Origin of the sequence: Leucobacter coleopterorum, assembly GCF_011382985.1 — a bacterium.
Classification (GTDB): Bacteria; Actinomycetota; Actinomycetes; order Actinomycetales; family Microbacteriaceae; genus Leucobacter; species Leucobacter coleopterorum.
In genome coordinates this window covers 822108-835605 of sequence record NZ_CP049933.1, presented here as the reverse complement: position 1 = coordinate 835605, position 13498 = coordinate 822108, and the positions used below count along the sequence as shown (strand labels likewise).

Annotated in this window: 9 protein-coding genes and 6 pseudogenes; 7 read left to right on the top strand and 8 right to left on the bottom strand. The window is 61.0% G+C overall.

Translation table 11 applies throughout. The features are described from left to right. Positions 1-101: 101 nt before the first annotated feature. The 4 genes and pseudogenes from infB to yiaA form a co-directional block, all read right to left on the bottom strand. Positions 102-2877: pseudogene (infB, locus tag G7066_RS03810) on the bottom strand (translation initiation factor IF-2). 75 nt (positions 2878-2952) lie between these two features. Further along, the gene (locus tag G7066_RS03805) at positions 2953-3210 is read right to left on the bottom strand and encodes a YlxR family protein (RefSeq protein WP_166329212.1); all 258 of its coding nucleotides are present in this window, start codon (positions 3208-3210) and stop codon (positions 2953-2955) included. Positions 3211-3419: 209 nt separating this feature from the next. Beyond that, positions 3420-4414: pseudogene (gene nusA, locus G7066_RS03800) on the bottom strand (transcription termination factor NusA). A gap of 106 nt (positions 4415-4520) precedes the next feature. After that, positions 4521-4910, bottom strand: a complete 390-nt coding sequence (yiaA, locus tag G7066_RS03795; protein WP_280116234.1) for an inner membrane protein YiaA — start codon at positions 4908-4910, stop codon at positions 4521-4523. Positions 4911-5227: 317 nt separating this feature from the next. On the opposite strand from yiaA, the gene G7066_RS15700 reads away from it, so the two are divergent. From G7066_RS15700 to G7066_RS03780, 4 genes and pseudogenes are all read left to right on the top strand, one after another. Next, the gene (locus G7066_RS15700; protein WP_244303265.1) at positions 5228-5341 is read left to right on the top strand and encodes a metal-sensing transcriptional repressor; all 114 of its coding nucleotides are present in this window, start codon (positions 5228-5230) and stop codon (positions 5339-5341) included. After that, positions 5338-5490: a hypothetical protein gene (locus G7066_RS15695; RefSeq protein WP_244303264.1), complete on the top strand. Its 153-nt coding sequence runs from the start codon at positions 5338-5340 to the stop codon at positions 5488-5490. Before G7066_RS15700 ends, G7066_RS15695 begins: the two co-directional genes overlap by 4 nt. Positions 5491-5516: 26 nt before the next feature. Then, a complete protein-coding gene (locus G7066_RS03785; protein WP_166329210.1) occupies positions 5517-5723 on the top strand; it encodes a heavy-metal-associated domain-containing protein in 207 nt (68 codons plus the stop codon). Beyond that, a pseudogene (locus tag G7066_RS03780) lies at positions 5720-7988 on the top strand (heavy metal translocating P-type ATPase). Before G7066_RS03785 ends, G7066_RS03780 begins: the two are co-directional and overlap by 4 nt. 55 nt (positions 7989-8043) lie before the next feature. Here G7066_RS03780 and G7066_RS03775 read toward each other — a convergent pair. Next, positions 8044-9809: pseudogene (locus G7066_RS03775) on the bottom strand (proline--tRNA ligase). Between the two features lie 60 nt (positions 9810-9869). On the opposite strand from G7066_RS03775, the gene G7066_RS15690 reads away from it, so the two are divergent. The 3 genes and pseudogenes from G7066_RS15690 to G7066_RS15680 all read left to right on the top strand — a co-directional run bounded on the left by G7066_RS15690 (position 9870) and on the right by G7066_RS15680 (position 11394). Then, positions 9870-10202: a hypothetical protein gene (locus G7066_RS15690; RefSeq protein ID WP_244303263.1), complete on the top strand. Its 333-nt coding sequence runs from the start codon at positions 9870-9872 to the stop codon at positions 10200-10202. Then, positions 10112-10630: pseudogene (locus G7066_RS15685) on the top strand (phospholipid carrier-dependent glycosyltransferase); the annotation flags it as partial. The gene G7066_RS15690 and the pseudogene G7066_RS15685, both read left to right, overlap by 91 nt. A gap of 146 nt (positions 10631-10776) precedes the next feature. Next, a complete protein-coding gene (locus G7066_RS15680) occupies positions 10777-11394 on the top strand; it encodes a dolichyl-phosphate-mannose--protein mannosyltransferase (protein WP_244303262.1) in 618 nt (205 codons plus the stop codon). 5 nt (positions 11395-11399) lie between these two features. On the opposite strand, the pseudogene G7066_RS03765 reads toward G7066_RS15680, so the two are convergent. The 3 genes and pseudogenes from G7066_RS03765 to G7066_RS03760 form a co-directional block, all read right to left on the bottom strand. Further along, positions 11400-12104, bottom strand: a pseudogene (locus tag G7066_RS03765) (LuxR C-terminal-related transcriptional regulator). Then, complete coding sequence (locus G7066_RS15675; protein WP_244303261.1) at positions 12097-12579, bottom strand: sensor histidine kinase; 483 nt, start codon at positions 12577-12579, stop codon at positions 12097-12099. The pseudogene G7066_RS03765 and the gene G7066_RS15675 overlap by 8 nt, the downstream one beginning before the upstream one ends. Further along, positions 12525-13472: an ATP-binding protein gene (locus tag G7066_RS03760; RefSeq protein WP_244303260.1), complete on the bottom strand. Its 948-nt coding sequence runs from the start codon at positions 13470-13472 to the stop codon at positions 12525-12527. Before G7066_RS03760 ends, G7066_RS15675 begins: the two co-directional genes overlap by 55 nt. Between the last annotated feature and the right edge of the window lie 26 nt (positions 13473-13498).

Sequence of the window (13498 nt, the reverse complement as noted above, 5' to 3'; positions counted from 1 at the left end):
CTCGTCACGACGAGAATGACGCACCGTCCCGTAAGGAAACACAAAGGGTGGCCCCGGCAGTTCACACTGCCGGGGCCACCCCTGTTTAGAATCAGACGAGCTTAGTCGCGCGCCTTCTCCACCATCTCAGTTGTCTCGATCTCGTCGCCGATCTGAATATCGTTGTACTTGCCGAGGCCGATACCGGCCTCGAAGTCGACCTTCACCTCGGTGACGTCGTCCTTGAAGCGACGCAGCGAGTCGATCGCAAGGCCGTCGGCGATAACAACGCCCTCGCGGATGACGCGCGCCTTGGCGTTGCGTGTTATGACGCCGCTGCGCACAACAACACCAGCGATGTTGCCGAACTTCGAGGAGCGGAACACCTCGCGGATCTCGGCCACACCCGACTGCTTCTCTTCGTACTCGGGCTTGAGCATGCCCTTGAGCGAAGCCTCGATGTCATCGAGAGCGTTGTAAATGACGTTGTAGAAGCGGATGTCGATACCCTCACGCGCAGCGCGCTCGCGAGCCTTGACATCGGGTCGCACGTTGAAGCCGATAACGATGGCGTTGTCGATCGTTGCAAGATCCACATCGCTCTCCGTGATCGCACCCACACCGCGGTGCAGGATGCGCAGCTGCACGGAATCGTCGACCTCGATCTTCATGAGCGACTCTTCAAGTGCCTCAACAGCACCCGACACGTCTCCCTTGATGATGAGGTTGAGCGATTCGACCTTGCCGTCTTCCAGAGCCTTCGTGAACTCTTCAAGGCTGATGCGCTTGCGGGCCTTCGCCAGCAGAGCGTTGCGCTCGGCCGCCTCACGCTTCTCAGCGATCTGGCGGGCCGTGCGATCCTCGGAGGTAACGAGGAAGGTGTCACCGGCACGAGGAACCGTCGAGAGTCCCTGCACCTGAACCGGGCGGGAGGGCAATGCCTCGAGCACCGGATCACCGTTCTCATCGCTCATCGCACGCACACGACCGTAAGCCGTGCCCGCGACGATAGCATCACCGACGCGCAGCGTACCTGACTGGATGAGCACGGTTGCGACCGCGCCACGACCCTTGTCGAGGCGAGCCTCAATCGCGACACCGCGCGCGTCCTTGTCGGGGTTGGCGCGCATATCGAGACCGGCGTCAGCGGTGAGCAGCACAGCGTCGAGCAGTTCGGTGATACCGACGTTGTTCTTCGCCGAGACATCTACGAACAGCACGTCTCCGCCGTACTCTTCGGCGATGAGACCAAACTCGGTGAGCTGCTGACGAACCTTGTCGGGGTTCGCACCTTCCTTATCGATCTTGTTGACCGCAACAACAATCGGCACGTTTGCCGACTGCGCGTGATTCAATGCCTCAATCGTCTGCGGCATGATGCCGTCGTCTGCAGCAACAACCAAGATCGCGATGTCGGTGACCTGAGCACCACGGGCACGCATGGCAGTAAACGCCTCGTGACCCGGGGTATCGATAAAGGTCAGCGCACGGTCGATACCCTCGTGCTCGGTGTGCACCTGGTACGCGCCAATGTGCTGGGTAATACCGCCAGCCTCGCCGCCGCCCACATTTGCCTTGCGGATCGCGTCGAGCAGTCGAGTCTTACCGTGGTCCACGTGGCCCATCACCGTAACGACGGGCGGGCGTGGCTTCAGTACATCGTCGCCCTCTTCTTCAAGCTCGGCCTCGATATCAATGTCAAAGCCTTCAAGCAGCTCGCGGTCCTCGTCCTCGGGCGAAACAACCTGGATCTTGTAACCCAGCTCGTCGCCAAGAACCTCAAACGTTGCCTCATCGAGTGACTCGGTTGCCGTTGCCATCTCACCGAGGTGGAAGAGCACGGTGACAAGGTTCGACGCGCTCGTGTTGATCTTGTCTGCGAAGTCAGAGAGCGAAGCGCCACGGCGCAGGCGAATCATTGTGGATCCGTCACCGCGGGGTACGCTTACGCCACCAAGTGACGGGGCCTCGCGCAGTTCAAATTCTGCGCGCTTCGCCCGCTTCGACTTACGCGCCTTGCTCTTGGAGCCGCCCCGACCGAACGCACCGGCTGTGCCAGCACCACGGCCACCACGGCCACGACCGGCAAAGCCACCACCCGGACGAGGTGCTCCGAAGCCACCTGCACCGGGAGCACCGCCACCGCCACCGCCACCACCGGGACGGTTGAAGCCACCGCCGCCACCGCCAGGACGACCACCGGGGCGACCAGCACCACCGGGGCGACCGCCGCCACCGGCGCCCTGGGGCGAGGTGTCGGGCGAGGAATATTGCCTGGCGTAGGACGACCACTGCCGCCGCCAGCACCACCGGCTCCGCCAGCACCACGGTTCATACCTTGATTCGGCGCGAACGGGTTGTTACCTGGACGCGGTGGACGAGGAATGCCCATGCCTTGGCTTGAAGCGAACGGGTTGTTACCTGGACGCGGACCGCCCGGCTTAGGAGCGTTCGACTTGGCACCGGGCTTAGCGCTGGGCTTCGCGTCGGTCTTTGCTTCAGTCTTAGCCGCGGCCTCTGGCGCTGCCGGGGCAGGCTTCTCAGCTGCGGCGGGGGCCTGAGGTGCGAGGGAGGGAGTTTCTGGGGCGGGCTTGGGCTCTGCAGCCTTCGCGGGGCCTTGGGGCCAGGACGAGGTCCGGCAGGCTTCTTCGCAGCGGGCTTGTCAGCCGCTGGTTTGGCGGCAGGCTTTGCCTCCGACGCCTGCGCAGCGGGCTCTTCGCCCTTCGCTTTGGTGACGCCCTCTGCTTCAAGAGCAGCCTTTACTTTGCGCGCTACCGGGGGCGCAACGCTTGACGAGGACGCCTTAACGAACTCGCCCATATCTTTCAGCTTGGCCAGAACGACCTTGCTATCTACACCGATCTCAGCAGCGATCTCGTGTACGCGTGGGTTAGCCACTTTTCTCCTGTCTGGGTTCACGCCCAGACAGGCGAGAACCATGATTAACGGACGGGTCTCATTTTGAGCCGCTCATTAGTTATCCATAAGTGTTTTCAGCCTGTTCTCTAAAGGGCTTGCATCGGGCTTCCCCGATGCGCGCAGTGCACGCGACAACATTCCGCGAGTCACCGCTAGATCCAGACAATGAGCTGAGGGGTGAACCCAAGCTCCTCGCCCAGGAAGAACCGCGCGATCATCAGCCACTAGCCGATCATCGCGCAGCACCACTCGAAGCAAGTCTGTGCGCGGGGCGCGTTTGCGACACGCGACACAGGTCCGAACCGGAACCATCTTACCAGCATCCTTCTTTCACGCTTGCGCACTCTCAGGGTCTCAACCCTGAGAGTGCACACAGACCACCTGGACTAGTCGTTCATGATCGAGTCGGGTTGAATATCAGTACTTGCTGGGCTCACTATCGCTCGCCACCGGAGCGCGAAAACGCTGGCGCATTTTCTCAACGCGCTCCGGCGCAAAGATCAATGCTCAACCCGACTAGCTCAGTCGTTCATGATCGAGTCGGGTTGAATATCAATCTTTGCGCCCGTCAGCTTCGCGGCGAGTCGGGCATTTTGTCCCTCTTTGCCAATCGCAAGAGAAAGTTGGAAGTCAGGCACCAGCGCGCGCACCTGCTTGAGCGACTCGTTCAGCATAAACACGTCGGTCACTTTGGCGGGTGATAGTGCATTTGCCACAAACATTGGCAGCTCCGGCGAATAATCGACAATATCGATCTTCTCTTCACCGAGCTCGGCCATCACAGCACGCACACGGCTGCCCATCTCACCAATGCAGGTGCCCTTGGCGTTGATCCCCGACTTCTTAGCGCGAACGGCAACCTTTGTGCGGTGACCGGCCTCGCGAGCGAGCGAGACGATCTCAACAAGCCCCTCCGAGAGCTCCGGCACCTCACGCTCAAACAGCTTGCGCACAAGTCCGGGGTGGGTGCGAGACACGACAACCTGCGGCCCCTTCAGACCCTTTGAAACGCTCGTAACATACACGCGCATACGGGTACCGTGCGGGTAAGACTCCCCCGCGATCTGCTCTTCAGGGGCAGGATCGCCTCAAGTTCACCAAGATCAATCTGCACCATGCGGGGGTTCGGCCCCTGCTGTACAACACCCGAGACAATCTGACCCTCTTTGTCTTTGAACGCGCCGAGAACAGCGTCGTCCGAAAGATCACGAAGGCGCTGGTTAATAACCTGCTTCGCCGCGCTCGAGGCAACACGACCAAACTCGTCAGTCATAACGTGAGCCTCGCCCACTACCTGGCCCTCATCGCCAACCTCGGGCACGAGGACGGTAATCTCGCCGCTCTTCCGGTCGAGCTGCACCCTCACTCGGTGCTCATCTGGAACAGGGATGCCCTGGTTCTCCGCGTGCCGCAAATATGCAGACTGAATTGCCTGCTCGATAATTTCGGCGAGCTCTTCGAAGGGAATGTCCTTCTCACGCTCAAGTCCGCGCAACATGGCGAGATCAATCTTCACGATGCCTCCTCGTATTGAAATGTCTATTCAGATGTGAACCCAAATGGGTCAAGTGACCAGGGTACTCCAGGGAGTCCGGCGTATGCCACACGTGAGCCCGTGGCAACTAGTGCGCGCCGGATGTCGGCAAGAAGTTGTGTGCGGGTTCGGCCTGATACGCGGCGGGTTCCTCGGCTTCTGTTTCACCCTTGAACTGCGAAAGATCTCGCACGTTTTTTTGCACCGCCACCGATGCAAACAGGCTCATGGCAAAACTGATCCCATAGAACCCCTTTTCGCTCAGAGAGAGGCTCCCGGCATTCCAGAGCCCAATTGCGAGCAGGCTGAGCGAGGCAACCAGCGCAAACCATGCGAGACCGTAATAGAGATTCGTGACTGCAATACCATCGGATCGATCTCGAACTGTCTTCTGCAGCGATACAGCAGCAAAAAGCCCAAACAGCAAAAGGGTGAGATAGTAACCCTTTTCATTGAGCTCCATCCCTGCATTAGACAATCCGATGAGCTAAGTGCCCATGCCAAGTGCCAGTGCAACCCAAGACGCACCAATAAAGGCGGGGGTCGGTTTCGATGCATTTTCCTGCGAATCAACCATTTCAAACTCCTTTGTTCTCAAGCACCTGGGCGCCCTATGTGGTGCCCCTGCATTCCTGAGATCACTATGCCATTGACGCATGGCCGGTCGGGAATATGACCCCTCACCAGAACCCGGTTGACTTATACCCCACTGGGGTATAAGTTCATAAACACAAAATACCCCTATGGGGTATCTAACTCTCGGCACAGCAGAGGTTCCCCTACGAAAGGATCACCGTGAATACCCACGACCATGGCTACTTACCAAACAAGGCAAAGTACCTCGCGAGCCTTCGACTCACCGAGGGCCAAGTGCGTGGTCTACGGCGCATGGTTGAAAAAGACCAGTGACCTCCCAAACGCTTAAATCCATCTCATTCAAGATGCTCGACGACCACCTCAGTCATTACGCGGCGAACGCAGGAGCGACCGGCGGAACAATCGCCGAAGAGAAGATGCAGGAAGCTTCAGATGCCATCGCCTGCCTCGTGCGGTCATAAGATTTTAATAACAAAAGGAGCCCCTCATGGCAACCACTACCACCTACACCGTCACCGGAATGACTTGCGGCCACTGCGTGCGCAGCGTCACCGAAGAGGTGAGCGAGGTCGCCGGTGTCACGGACGTGAATGTTGACCTCGCAAGCGGCAACCTCACCGTCACAAGCGACGACCCCGTCGACACTGAGAAAATCCGTGAGGCCGTCGCAGAAGCCGGCTACCAGCTCTCATGACAGCACTCAGCACCCAGCAGGTCGAGCTCGCCATTAGCGGTATGACCTGCGCATCTTGTGCGAACAGGATCGAGCGCAAGCTCAACAAACTCGACGGCGTGACGGCCACGGTCAACTACGCCACCGAAAAGGCAAAGGTCAGCTTCGCGCCGGGGGTCGACACCGCAGCACTGCTCGAGGCAGTCGAGCAGGCGGGTTACTCGGCGGCACTGCCGAAGCCGAAGAGGCCAAAGGGCACTGATCCTGAACAGGTGGCGGCAGAGGCCCCGTGCGTGAACTGCGCAACCGATTGATCGTCTCCGCGATCCTCACCGTGCCCGTCGTTGCGATGGCGATGGTCCCAGCCCTGCAGTTCACGTACTGGCAATGGCTGTCACTCACGCTCGCCGCACCCGTGATCGTGTGGGCCGGCCTGCCATTCCACAAGGCGGCCTGGACCAACCTGAAGCACGCGACGGCCACTATGGACACCCTCATCTCGATGGGCACACTGGCTGCCTTCGCGTGGTCGCTGTACGCACTGTTCTTCGGCACCGCCGGCATGCCCGGCATGACCCACGGGTTTGAGTTCACCGTTGCGCAGAGCGATGGAGCCGGCAATATTTACCTTGAGGTTGGCGCCGGAGTCATCACCTTCATTTTGCTCGGCCGCTACTTTGAAGCGCGTTCCAAGAGGCAGGCGGGGGGCGCGCTGCGGGCGCTGCTTGAGCTCGGCGCGAAAGAGGTCTCGGTGCTGCGCAACGGTGTCGAAGAGCGAATCAGCACTGACGACCTTGTGGTGGGCGACCACTTCATCGTGCGACCGGGCGAGAAGATCGCCACGGACGGCACGATTGTTGAGGGGGCCTCAGCGGTTGATGCGTCCATGGTCACTGGCGAGTCCGTGCCGGTGGAGGTGGGGATCGGCGACACCATCGTCGGCGCAACGATCAACGCGGGTGGACGCCTCGTCATTGAAGCGACCAGGGTCGGTGCCGACACCCAGCTTGCCCAAATGGCGAAGCTCGTTGAGGATGCCCAGAATGGCAAGGCAAAGGCTCAACGGCTTGCCGACAAAATTTCAGGAATCTTCGTGCCAATTGTCATTGGTCTCGCTCTTGCCACCTTTGTGTTCTGGGCGCTCTCAGGCGCTGGTCTGACAGCGGCGTTTACCGCCGCTGTTGCGGTACTCATCATCGCGTGCCCGTGCGCGCTGGGACTCGCAACACCAACCGCACTTATGGTGGGAACGGGTCGCGGCGCGCAACTCGGGATCTTGATCAAGGGACCCGAGGTATTGGAGACCACCCGTCGCATCGACACCGTTATACTCGACAAAACCGGCACCGTCACCACGGGCAAGATGACGCTCACCGAGGTGATTGTCGCCGACGGTGAGCACGAAGAAGATGTGCTGCGGTACGCGGGAGCGCTCGAAGATGCCTCTGAACACCCGATCGCACAGGCGATCGCTGCTGGCGCCACAGCGAGGGTCGGTGAGCTGCCCTCAGTCGAGAACTTCGCAAACGTCGAGGGTCTTGGAGTGCAGGGAACCGTCTCGCACGAGGGAAACAGCCACGTGACGCTCGTCGGCCGTCCGCGGTTGCTCGCTGACTGGTCGTTGCCACTGACACCCAGCCTGGAGAGCGCTATGGTCGCTGCCTCTGAGCGCGGACAGACTTCGGTCGCCGTCGGCTGGGATGGGAAAGCGCGAGGTGTATTGGTGGTTGCTGATGCCATCAAGGAAACCTCTGCCGAAGCGATAAGCGGGCTGCGAGCTCTCGGTTTGACGCCGGTTCTGCTCACTGGAGACAACGCGGCCGTGGCGGCCACGGTGGCAGAAGCAGTCGGCATCGACGCGGGGCCAGAGACCGTCATAGCCGAGGTCATGCCCGCCGACAAGGTCGAGGTTGTGAAGCGGCTGCAGGCTCAGGGGAAGTCCGTCGCGATGATTGGTGACGGCGTCAATGACGCTGCGGCTCTCGCACAAGCGGATTTGGGTCTCGCCATGGGCACGGGAACCGACGTGGCGATCGAGGCCTCCGACATTACCCTGGTGCGCGGAGATCTGCGTGCAGCGGTCGACGCGATCCGGCTTTCGCGACGCACACTCGGCACAATCAAAACAAACCTGTTCTGGGCGTTCGCCTACAATGTAGCGGCGATCCCGCTCGCGGCAGCCGGGCTACTCAACCCAATGCTCGCGGGGCGGCAATGGCATTCTCGTCGGTGTTTGTTGTAACGAACAGCCTCAGGCTGCGCGGCTTTAAGACGACAAACCCATAACAATAGGAAAGAGGCATAGAACCCTGGGAAGTTCTATGCCTCTTTCGACATCGTGTTAGATGCCAAACAGCGCGGGCACGTCGGCAATCGCAACGCGATCCTTCGTGCCTGCCGCACGGTCCCACACCTCAACAAAACCCTCGGCTGCGTCACGACCCACGACGACGACACACGGCACACCCAGCAGCTCGGCATCACCAAACTTCACACCGGGCGAGACCTTCGGGCGGTCGTCAAAGAGCACCTCAATGCCAGCGGCATCGAGGGAGGCAACCAGCGGCTCCGCGACCTCATAGACCACGGGATCCTTACCCGTCGCAACCACGTGCACGTTGAACGGAGCGACGGCCGCAGGCCACATGAGGCCACGATCGTCGTGGTGCAGTTCGGCGAGAATCGCCATGATCCTCGTCACGCCGATGCCGTACGACCCCATGGTCACCGTGACCAGCTTGCCGTTTTCGTCTAGCACCTTGAGGCCCAGGGCCTCAGCATATTTACGGCCGAGCTGGAACACGTGGCCAATTTCCATGCCGCGCGCCGTCTCGATCGGCCCCGATCCGTCAGGCGCCGGATCCCCGTCGCGCACGTTCGCGATATCGGCGGTGCCGTCGCCAACAAAATCGCGGCCAGCTACCAGGTTTGCGACGTGCGTCAGATCTTTGTTGGCGCCGGTCACCCAGGAGGTGCCTGGAACAATGCGCGGATCCAGCAGGTAGCGCAGCCCCGTGCTGCCTTCAAGACCGAGCACCGCAGCGCCCGCCGTGCCGGGTCCGATGTACCCACGCACAATCAGTGGGTTCTTCTCAAGATCAGCAGCCGTTGCGGGCTCCACCTCGCACCCTGGGAACGCAACCTCGGCGCGCTTCATGTCAACGTCGCGGTCGCCCGGGATCGCCACAACCACAATCTCGCGCTCACCACCGACGGGTGTCACCGCGAGCACGATGTTCTTCAGCGTGTCAGCTGCCGTCCAAGACCGACCGTCTTCACGCGGCATCTCACTGTTGAGGTGCTCGACCAGCGTGTCGATGGTCGGAGTGACAGCGGGGTCCAGTTCTACGGGCGCGGGTAATCCTTCAATCGGCAGTGCATCGGGCGCGGGCGTTACATACGCCTCAACGTTCGCGGCGTACCCTCCGGCAGAGCGCACAAACGTGTCCTCGCCAATCGCGGTTGGCAGCAAAAACTCCTCGCTGCGCGATCCTCCCATGGCCCTGCGTCAGCCGACACAATCACATACTCAAGCCCGAGCCGTGTGAAGATTCGCTCATAGGCGTCGCGTTGCTTTTGGTAGGCGGCGTCGAGCCCCGCGTCGGTGGCGTCGAAGGTGTACGCGTCCTTCATGGTGAACTCACGCCCGCGCAACAGACCGGCCCGGGGCCGTGCCTCGTCGCGATACTTGTCTTGAATCTGGAACAGTGCGAGGGGCAAGTCTTTGTACGAAGTAACGATGTCCTTCACCATGAGGGTGAAGGCTTCCTCGTGCGTCGGCGCGAGCAGGTAGTCGGCGCCGTGCCGATCCTTCAGGCGGAACAGTGCATCGCCGTACTCTTCCCAGCGGCCCGTCGCCTCGTAGGGTTCTCGCGGCAGCAGCCCGGGGAAGTGCACCTCGTGCGCACCAGCAGCGAGCATCTCCTCACGAATGATCTGCTCGAGCTTGCCCTTTACCTTGAGTCCGAGTGGCATCCATCCGAACACACCCGGCGCCTGGCGACGAATGTATCCCGCACGAACGAGGAGCTTGTGGCTCATCACTTCGGCGTCGGCGGGATCCTCGCGGAGGGTCTTCAGAAAGTAGTTGCTGAGGCGCGTAATCACCCCACCATCGTAGCCCGCACCAGGCCGCTTGTGGCGCACTCTGCCGCATATGCTGTATTCATGCTCGCTGTCCGTCACCACCTGCGCTGGATTGCGCCGTTGTTTGTGCTCGGGATCGCGGCCGTGTTGCGGTTCTGGGCGCTCGGCAGCCCGAGCACGCTTGTATTCGACGAGATCTACTACGTGCGCGATGCGATCAGCCAGCTTGCACACGGGTACCCGACGACCTGGCCCAATGACGATCCGACGCTTCCGAACGCGCTCGGGTTCACAGATACGGCCTCTTACTCGGTCCATCCCCGCTGGGCAAGTGGCTTCTGGGGCTCGGGATCCTGCTATTTGGTCCTGACAACGGGTGGGGGTGGCGCAGCGCCCTTGCGCTTGCAGGAGTAGCGACAGTTGGGATCACCATGCGTCTTGCATGGTTGATCTCTCGGCGCATGGTCATCGCTTGTGTCGCGGGGCTGTTATTGGCCGTTGACGGAGTGCACGTTGTGTTGACCCGGGTGGCCCTGCTCGACGGGTTCTTGGCACTGGCGATCATGTTGGGTGCCTTATTCGTGTGGAGAGATCATCTGAGCATTGTTACTCAGGCGTCCGCTGAAGCTGCCACGCCAGAGCCGGCACTACCGGACGCCCGCAAACGACCGACCCCACGCTGGTTCAGGCCGTGGTTACTCGCGGCCGGCCTCGCCTTCGGAGCCGCCGCCGCAATCAAGTGGTCCGGTTTGTACCCGCTCGCGTTTTTTATGGTGTTCGTTGCGGTCCGGGATCTGCTCCTGCTGAGAAATGACGGGCGCTCTTGGATAGGCTCAGTTGTGCGCGCCGGCCTCACCGCTGCCACTGCAGTGCCCGCTGCTTTACTCGTATATCTCACTAGCTGGAGCGGCTGGATCTTCACCACTGGCGGTTGGGGCGTAAACCCGGAGAGTTTTGGCCCGCCAGCCTGGTCCAGTACCACCTCGACATGTTCAAGTGGCACAGCACACTTTCTGCACCTCACCCTTACCAGGCCGACGCGCTCACCTGGCCGCTCGCCCTTCGCCCCACAGCAATGTACGAAGTCAATTGGGACAAGGGCTGCGGTGGAGGCTGCACCGCAGGGATCTCGGCGCTTCCGAATATTCTCGTGACCTGGGGTGGGGTCGCAGCTCTCCTTGTGCTGCTGTGGCTCGTACTGCGATCATTTGCGTCGCACCCGAGTCAACGGCTCGTGAGCTCTCTCGCGACCGCGAGCACCTTCGTGTTAGTTGGCTACCTTTCGGGCTGGCTGCCCTGGGTTCTCACCCTGTCTCGTTCCGCCGTTTTCCAGTTCTATGCGGTCGTGCTCACACCTTTTTCGGCACTCGCGTTAGCCATGGTGCTGGGAATGCTGTGCAGCGTCTCCATCGGAGAAGCACCCGCTCGCGTGCCCGGGCTTCGACTAACGTTTAACGAAGACGCGATACGTGGTCGAAGAGTCGCGGTCGCGTTATTTCTCGTGGCTGCCACGGTCCTTGCGCTCCTATTCTTTCCGGTGTGGTCGGGCATGCGAGTCGCCGACTGGTTCTGGCAGGCTCACATGTGGCTACCCGGCTGGGACTGAGTTCGCTACAGCAAACGGCGGCTCAGGGCCCAGGCGGTCAGCTCGTGGCGGTTCGAGAGCTGCAATTTACGCAGCACATTCGAGACGTGAGTCTCCACCGTTTTTACCGAAAGAAACAGCTCGGCTGCGACCTCTTTGTAAGCGTACCCGCGTGCAATCATGCGCATCACCTCTTGTTCACGCGTTGACAGCCGGTCGAGCTCGTCATCAGCGTCTGCCGTCTCACCAGTGCCCGTTCCAAAAGCATCAAGCACAAACCCCGCGAGCCGAGGGAGAACACCGCGTCTCCACCGTAAACCCGCAGCACGGCGGCCGTGACTTCGGCCCCGGAGGAGGCTTTCGTGAGATATCCGCGCGCCCCGCTCGAATCACACTCACCACGTCATCAGCCGCATCAGAAACGCTCAGCGCAAGAAATCGCGTCGCTTTTACCTCCGATCGTTCAGAGAGTTCTCGCAGCACTTCGGCACCACCGCCGCCTTTCCCTCCGGGAGGTGCACGTCGAGCAAAACGACGTCTGGCTTGAGACTCGGGATTGCAGCAATCGCCTCGTCGACCGTCGCCGATTCTCCAACAACGTCGAGTTCTGCTCCGAGTTCTGCGCGCAAACCTGTTCGAAAGATCTGGTGGTCGTCAACGATCACCACACGAATGGGATTCGGCTCGGCACCCGCATGATCCCTCGGTTGGGGACGATATGGCTCATTCATGTGATTTCCCCTCGGTAACATTGACGGTGTGATTTGGCACAGTTGTTGGCCCGCCAACTGACTGGCCCTGAGTCGAATCCTGATCTCTCGGAAGGGATAGCCTGACAGCGGCGCCATTGCCTCCCGGCCCCGGAACAATCCTCGCGGTTCCGCCGGCGCGCTCCATGCGCCCAAGAATGGACTCCCGCACGCCCATGCGGCCCTCTGGTAGCGCCTCAGCGTCAATACCCGGCCCGCGGTCTGTAACGTCAAGAGTGACGCGATCCGGAGTCACTTCAAGGTACACAGTGACATCACCACCGGCGTGCCTGGCAGCATTCAGCATTGCCTCACGCGCCGCGGCAACGATTGCCGTCGGGGCAACAACCCCTTCGCCAGCCCCGACCGCGACAATTTCAAAACGAACCGCATACTCATTTTCTAGCGCCGCCGCGTGCGCTCGCAACTCAGTGTCAACGGCTTCCACCTGTTCCACGGGGCACCGTCTGCGGTGCGGAACAGCCACTCTCGCAATTCACGTTCCTGCCGACGGGCGAGCCTCGCGACCTCGCTACCCGGGTCCGAGCGCTGTTGAATCAGAGCAAGCGTCTGCAGCACCGAATCGTGCAGGTGGGCAGCAATCTCCGAGCGCTCGCTCTCCCGCGCACGAGCAGCGCGCTCAGCCATGAGCTCGCGGTTCACACGAAGCAACCACGGCGCAATAGCCAGGGCCACTCCCGCCAAGACAGCCGCTGCCGCTGCCACGACCGTCCAGACACTCGGCTCTTGGGCCGTCACAAAAAACATCAGTACCCCGACGGCCACGAGCGCTAGTGCACCCAGCACACGGGGCACTTGGTTACGGTCTGGCCGATCCCGATCTGCGATTTGCCACCAGGCCAGCCCAACCCCTACCAGCACCGCCATTGCGGGGAGGATGAGTTCAAGGTTGATCTGTACCCCAATTTGAGAGAGCACAAGCCCTACTCCGGCGACGAGCAGACATGTCCCTAACAGCAGTTCCGCGATTGGCCATCGCGGTCGCAGGTGCGTGTCGGTCTCTGGTTTTGGCGGACTTTGCGATTCACCAACGGGCGGAAAGAACGCGGCTTTGCCGTTCAAGGGAGAAGAAAAGAGAGGCGGCAGTTTTGGCTCAGAAGGTCTCGTTAGTGCCTTGCGTAGCGGCACGATGCCATCTGCCTCGCTCCGCACAGGCACCGTGATCCACAACCAGAGATACAGCAGGGTTCCTGCTCCCCCAAACAGCGCGAGTACCAGTACTGCAATACGCACTGCAACCACAGGCAAGCTCAGATGGGCTGCGAGTCCACCGCACACACCCGCGATAATGCGGTCATCGCGCGAACGTGTGAGTGGGACAGCGGCCATGCATCTATCCAAGCACCTAGCGCCGA